Source organism: Nitrososphaera sp., assembly GCF_037447015.1.
In the GTDB taxonomy this organism is placed as follows: Archaea; Thermoproteota; Nitrososphaeria; order Nitrososphaerales; family Nitrososphaeraceae; genus Nitrososphaera.
Genome location: NZ_JBBIHK010000063.1, coordinates 1 through 7,112, shown reverse-complemented (window position 1 = coordinate 7,112; position 7,112 = coordinate 1). Strand labels below are relative to the sequence as shown.

Genomic DNA, 7,112 nt, shown 5'->3' with positions numbered 1-7,112 from the left:
CAAAATGTTTTTAAAATCAGGCAGGGACTTCCATAACACGGCAACAGAAATAGATTACACGGCGCGGTGCAAGGCGATACTTGCAGAAAACAAGCAGCTGGACATGGTCATGGTGACTGACAAGTACGCAAACATCATGGCCAAGGCATCAAGGCAGCTGCCGCAAAGCTCGATCAGGCAGCTGTCACCGGAGGACATTGTCAAGACGGCGCTTCGGAGCAACATAGCCAAGGGCGCGTTCAACGTCAACGCCGGCACGACAGGCATCACGTCAAACATACACGTCCAGTACAACGCCATGGACATCATCATGTACCCGCTGGAAAACGACCACACGCTCATCGCAATAGGCATCGTCGACCCGGGAGCCATACCCGACATCTATGCCTCGGTGGGCAGGCAGTTCCCGACCAAGATGAAAAAGGCAGTCATCGTGGACGACGAGGAGGACATCAGGAGCTCCATACGGGACGTGCTGAGGAAGAGAGGGTTTGACGTCGAGACGGCCGAGAGCGGCCTTGCTGCTATAAAGGCCATTGAAGAGGGCAGGAGGCAGGGCATAGAGTACGGCATGGCGGTGCTCGACGTGAGGATGCCGGGCATGGACGGCTTTGAGGTGCACCGCAGGATCCACGAGATCTCGCCCAACACCAAGATCATATTCATAACGGCCTTTGAATACACCCAGGAAGAGATTGCAAACAAGGTCTCAAACCCCAAGATCAAGATGCTCAGGAAGCCTTTCACAAGGGCTGACCTGCTGCAGCTGATAACCGACGAGACGAACCCTGCTTCAAAAGACTAGAAAGTTGTTTTTTAGGCGGCAACTGGCAGGGTGAACGCAAACGTGGCGCCCTTTTCCCCCTCGCCATTGTTCTCGCCCCATATCGTGCCGCCGTGCGCCTCGACGATCGCTTTTGACAGGTAAAGACCAAGGCCCGTCCCCTTGGCCCTGTCCGACTTGGACACAAACTTGCCAAACAGCTTGTCCCTGACCGAAGGGTCGATGCCCTTGCCCTGGTCTATAACGCTTATGCGGACGTAGCCGGGCCTGTCGCCGTCCTGCTCCAGGAACACCCGGATGGTGCCACTCTCTGTAAAGTTGATTGCATTGTCTACGAGGTTCACGAGCACCTGCATGATCCTGCTCCTGTCGATGTTCAGCTCCTCCATCTGGGCAGGGATCCTGGATTCGAGCACCAGCCGCAGCTTTTGGGCGGGCGGTATCTTGACCTCTGCGTCGGCGATGACGTCTTCTGCCAGTTTCTTGATGTTCGTCTTTTGCTTTTGCAGCTTGAACGTGTTGCTCTCCACCCTGCTCACGTCCAGGATGTCGTTTGTCAGCTTGGTTATGCGGTTTGCGTTGCGCAGGATTATCTTGACATTTTCGTCGTCCGGCATGCTGTCTGCCAGGTTCTCGGCGCTGAGCACCATCGGAAGCACTGGCGTGCGCAGCTCGTGCGCGGCAATGTTGATGAACTCGTCCTTTATCACGTCCTGCTCCTTCAGCCGCTCGTACGCCCTCTGGATCTCGGAGAGCTGGTTCTGGATCTTGGCGCCCTGCTGGCTCACGGTGGCAAACAGCCGGCGGTTGAGAAGCAGGATGAAGGCGATGAATATGCCCGATATCGCCGCTATCAGGACCGTGGCTATGACGGTAAAGTTTTGCCGCTCCTCAAATATGCCGACAAAGGGCTCCCGGACAGACGCCGTGGACTGGATGACTGCCACCGTCCACGTGTGCACGCCGTTTATCGTCACCGGCTCGTACGCCATCAGGCTGGGCTCGCCGCCTCCTCCCCCACCTCCTCCTTCTCCTTTTTCCCTATACTCAAAGACGCCCATCCGCCCCTGGCTCAGCAGACGCAGGTTCTTGCTCACCATCTCCCGATCCCCATTGTCTGCAAGCATGCCCACCACCTCCGGGTCGTTGACGTTCCTGCCTTCAAGGGATTCGCTGCTGCCGCCGGTGGAAGAAGGATAGAGAAGTATGGTACCGTCGCTTGCAATGACTGCGACCTTTTTGTGCGCAAAGTCGGCGGTGAGAAAAGAGTCTTTGACCGAGCTGATAGGCACCAGGGCGGCAAGCACGCCGGCAAACGAGCCGCCGTCGTCGCGGTTTGTCACAGGCACGGCCACTGCAAAGCTGTTGCTCTTGCCGTCTATGCCCTTGAAAGAGTGGACTATGAACGGCTTGCCGGTCGCAAGGGGCAGCTCGTAATAGCGCCTGTCAGACAGGTCAGAGCCCACAAGGGACTGGCTGGCAGGGTCGGAAGTGTAAAGCAGGCGGCCGGCAGAATCGAGCCAGACTATCTGGCCTCCATGATGCTGGGCGGCAGCCGCAGTCACTTGCAGCACCTCCCGGGCAGGGCTTGCCTGCGGGTCGCCCCCGATTGTTGTTGCGGCCGCAGACGCAAGCGTCCTTTCTATCCTTTCCAGGTCATGCGCTATCTGGCCTGCTGCGGCAGAGGCGTCCTCGGTCAATTCTGCCTGGAGGGCCTGCGAGGCTACAAGCTCTATCCTTGCCTGCGTCGTCTGCTGCGCGGTGAATACCAGCAGCGACGACACGGCGGTCATGCTTGCAAGGGCGACCGTGATAATTATTACAAGGGGGCGTCCTATGCTGCCCCAGCCGCTCATGGCTCCATGTTTTATCTGCACATTATATAAGATTATACTATAATCGCCTGCTGCCGTCACTACTACTACTGATGCTGCCGCTATTGTTGTCGCCGATTTTTTGCTGATGAATAAAAGTACCAGGCAAGCAGCGCGGCACCGGCGGCTGCCAGGCCGGCGCCTGCCACCGCGGCAAGGCCTGTCCCGGGTGGGTAAGCCTCAAACGAGTCCCTGTACAGCGGCACCCCGGGCTCGACCCCCACCTCAAGGGTATGCCGGCCGGCAGACATTTTGAAGGGCCCAATGTGCAGCTGCACGCTCCTCTGGCCCGGAGCAGGGGCCGGCACCGAAAACGAATGCTCTGACTTGCTCCTTCCGTCTGCCGAAGCAAAGTGCACCCACAATAGCGTGCCATTGCCGGCCGCCGCTGCTACTGTGGTGGCAGTAGTGGGCGTCTTCGCAGCCAGCGTAACGTCATAGGCCACATAGTTTCCAGCCTCCGGGACCACCTGTGTGCTTGGGAGGAACCTGCGCGCCGCCTGCAGCTCGTACCCCGGCTGGGCGGCAGCAAAAGAATGAGAATAAGAAAAAGAAGCGACCACAGTAGCAGCAGCCATGGCGAACAGTACCAGCGCTGCTGTCGCCAAGGCAGCCACTGCCGCTATACGCCGGCGGCCACCATCATTGTTGTTATCATCGTAGTCATTACCAGCCATCGTCTGCCCTCAGCCTGAGCCAGGTGTGGCTCCAGCGCTTTTCCTCGTCGCCGCCGTTGTCGTCTGCCGGCCCTGCCTCCGCCACAAAGAAGCGGTTTCCGGGCGCGAGCTTGGCGGTCATGTGGATGCTCTTGCGGCCACCTATCTTTATCCTTTCAGAGTGGTCGTCGCGCCTCCTCCAGTGAGGGTCTACGGCCCAGTACCGGAGCACAAAGTCCTGACGGCTGGAGCTCCTGTTTGATATTTCAAGGTCGACTGCGCCGGGCCCTCTCTGCTTCGCCTCGACTATGATGTCGTACTCGTCCTCTATTGCATGGGCGTCTTCAGTCACCCTGACGCTTGGCGTCTTTTTCCTGCCTGCAAACAGCAGCCACAGGCCGGCGCCGGCGCCTCCTGCCATGCCGGCCCTGAGCGCAAGGGCGAGGAACGCGCCCGAGCCCCCGAGTATGGCTATTGCCACCAATATCACGATGTACAGGTTTATCGACAGCCAGGGTATCATCACGGTCAGCTCTGTCGTCGCAACCAGGTCGTCGCCCGGCACAGAGCGCGCCTCTGCCGTGACCTCAAACGTGCCAGGCTGCCAGAAGGGCACGTCCACCAGCAGCTGCTTTGACTCGTACGGCCCAAGCCTGGCCACCTGCGACGACTCCCACGGCCTTGTACCCTCCTGATCATAGTACCAGAAGTTCAGCCTGAACTCCTCGTCTTTGCCGCCGTGGTTCAGCATTTCTACCAGGAAGGTGGCGACGGCCCTTGGCGGCACTATGCTCTCCTGCTTTACCTCCTGCACAGTTATGCGGACCTCCACGTTGCCCACGTTGAAGGTCTTGAACGACACTGGCCTTGTCAGTATGGCCACCGAGTCTGCGATGCCCACCCGGAATTTCTTCTGGCCAAACTCCTCTATCTCCTCGATGGGCACGCTCTCGCTGGCGTCGCCCATAAGCAGCGACTCGGCAAGCTGGGCTGTGAGTGCCGCGCCTGGGACCGCAGGCAGAGGCGCAGGCGTCGTCGGCGAAACCCCTCCGCCCTGGCTGCCTCCCGGAGACGACGCTGCCGCCTTGACCGCCGTGATGGCGTAGGTAGAGAAGTGCTCGAGCGTCGCGACGTAGGTGTACTCGCCGTTGGTGCCGGACGCCGGCGCCTGGATGGCAGTCACCTCTTCCCACTGGTTGGTCGCCTCGTTGAGCAGCCTCAGCCTTATCTGCGGCACGCCGTTTTCATCCCTCAACGCGCCTTGGGTTCTCGCCCACTCGTCGTTGACTGTAAAGGTAAAGCGCGGCGGGTTGGCATAGTACGCCCTGACGGCAGGGTCGTTGCCGCCAGGGAAGTTGCCGTCCCAGCGGATGTTGACGTACAGCGGCCGCAGTTCCTCTGGAGGCAGTGTTGCCCCGGCCGGCGGGGCGTCTATCACAGTCACAACGAGGACAAAATTGGTCGTAAACTGCGCCGGCGTCCAGTTTATCGCGAGCCTGTCGATAAAGTCTCTGTGGTCCCACAGGGCGGGCGTGTCCTCAAAGTCAACGACCATCTGTACGGGCACGTTACCGTCAAGGTTTGCCGCCCAGTCCGATACTATCACGTCGTCGCCTGGCAGCTGCGGGGTGGGCGCGGCTGTCATGTGGTGGGGCCGCAGAGTCACTACTTGGTTTGGCAGGTTGCTGCGCACTATGGTCGAGTTGAAGTACAGCGGCTCCAGCCCAAGTGTGTCCCTTGCGGCTACAGGGTCGCCGTTCCAGTTCTGCACGCCTGGAAGCTCGGTAGCCGGCGGGTCGCCGTGGTCTTCAGGCTTGTTGTTTACTAGGATGGGTAAGACCGGCTTCAACCCGACAGATACCGGCGCTGAGTCGTTCAAGGAGATGAACGTCTGCGGCCTGTTTATCACAATAGCATCTGTCACAGGCAGACTCTCCACCATCGTCGGGAACGGCGGCGAAGTAAAGTGGCCGTGGCCGATGCTCAGGGTCTCGCCAAAGCTGGCCACCAGGCTGCATGCAAACGGCGTGCACTCTTGGAGACCGAGCCCTTCGCCAAAGTTCCTGTTCCAGTGGACAGAGACGTTGGTTATCTGGTCGGCGACTGTCACAGAGTCGGGGACCGGGACCAGCCTGCCGATCCTAGTAACTACAGAGTCTGACAGGGACAGCAGGTTAGGTATGTTGACTGGAGGTTTTGGTGGGGGTGGTGGCGGGCCCACGGAATCTTCCACCTTTAGCGATTCGGCCAAGTTCTTTGCCACGCCTATGCCGACAGAGTCTGATACTGCAAGAGTCTCGCTGGTGCCAGGAGCTCTTGGTATAGAGTCCGCGATTGCCAGTGAGTCGGCGATGCTCCTTGTGACTGCGATGCGTACTGTGTCTGTCATGGCCACTGAATCGGCAACCCGGGGCTGGACAGTCGCAACGTCTGAAACGGCCAGATCGTCGGCAAGCGACCTTGTCACTAACATCAATATTGCATCAGCTGTTGCCAGCTGGTCAGAGGCCGTGCGCAGGTGGCGTGGCGGCAGCGCGTCTCTCACCTCCAGCGAGTCGCTGACAGAGCGTGTCACTGCGGTCGATATCACATCACTGACGCCCGTCGCGTCTGTGACCTTCTTGCCTGCGGCCTTGGCAATGGCGTCCTGCATAGAGGCCGAGTCTGCAACGTCGGTGCGCTTGCTGCCCGATACGCCATCGTTCACCGCCAGAGCGTCAGATACCGAACGGTTGATAGCGGTACGGACCGCGTCGCCAGCTGCAAGGCTGTCGGCAACCGACCTCGTCACAGACGTCCGTATCCCGTCCGTCGCGGCGAGCGAGTCTGCCGCCTTGGCGGTTTTCGCAGTCGAGACGCCACCATCTTGGACTGCCAGCGCGTCTGCGATAGAGCGCGACGTCCTGATAGAGACCGAGTCCAGCAGGGCCAGCGTGTCGGCCGTCCTGCGGCTCGTGCTGACCGTTATCGAGTCTGCAAGCGACACGGCGTCGACGGCCCGCCTGCCGGCCGCGATTGAAACAGAGTCTGTCGCGGCGAGCGTTTCTGACACAGGGATCGACGGCCTGTTGATCGCTTCTGTGGCAGAGACGGTGTCGGATATGCCCTTGACGACCGACTTGGAAACCGAGTCGGTCACTGCTACAGAGTCTGCCGCTGATCTGCTCGATACCCTGGCCGCAAGTGTGTCGGCAACTGCAAGCGAGTCAGCTGCAGAGGTGGCGGCCGCCTTTCTTGTGTCATCTGTGACTGCCAGTGCGTCTGACAGAGAGCGCGACACCCTGACGGCCGTCGAGTCGCTCACGGCCAGCGTGTCTGTGGCAGAGCGGCTTGTGCGGGCCGAAATCGCGTCTGTCACCTGCAGCGAGTCTGACGGCGAGCGGCTGGCGGCGTACGACGGCACGTCGGTGACTGCAAGCGTGTCCGTAATAGAGCGGCTGATAGACATCGCGACAGAGTCGCCGATTGAGAGCGAGTCGGAGGCGGGGCGCGCAGCTGCAGACCGGACCTGGTCGGTAGCGGCAAGCGAGTCCTGCGCGGATCTGTCATAGGCGGCCGCAGTCGCGGCCGAGTCTGTTGCAGAGACAGAGTCCAGGGCAGACCTCGATGCCGAGAGTAGCCTGCTGGCGGCGTCTGTCACTGCGAGGCTGTCAGACGCCGGCCTGCTTGCGGCTACCATCCTTGCTATCCCGTCGGCTGCTGCGACCGAGTCTGAGGCAGACCTTGGAAAGGCGGCAGAGCGTGATACGCCGTCCGTGGTTGCGACGCTGTCTGCAACTTGCCGTGCAAATGCGACGG

4 protein-coding genes are annotated in these 7,112 nt (G+C 60.2%); 1 reads left to right on the top strand and 3 read right to left on the bottom strand.

Translation table 11 applies throughout. The annotated features are described in order from the left end of the window. A partial coding sequence (locus WKI84_RS12735) for a response regulator (RefSeq protein WP_337863937.1) occupies positions 1–805 on the top strand: 805 nt, incomplete at its 5' end. An 11-nt stretch (positions 806–816) separates the two neighbouring features. Here WKI84_RS12735 and WKI84_RS12730 read toward each other — a convergent pair. From WKI84_RS12730 to WKI84_RS12720, 3 genes are all read right to left on the bottom strand, one after another. Continuing rightward, positions 817–2,640, bottom strand: a complete 1,824-nt coding sequence (locus tag WKI84_RS12730) for an ATP-binding protein (protein ID WP_337863936.1) — start codon at positions 2,638–2,640, stop codon at positions 817–819. 80 nt (positions 2,641–2,720) lie between these two features. Next, on the bottom strand, positions 2,721–3,335 hold the full coding sequence (locus WKI84_RS12725) for a hypothetical protein (RefSeq protein WP_337863935.1): 615 nt from the start codon (positions 3,333–3,335) through the stop codon (positions 2,721–2,723). Continuing rightward, a partial coding sequence (locus WKI84_RS12720) for a hypothetical protein (protein WP_337863934.1) occupies positions 3,325–7,112 on the bottom strand: 3,788 nt, incomplete at its 5' end. The genes WKI84_RS12720 and WKI84_RS12725, both read right to left, overlap by 11 nt.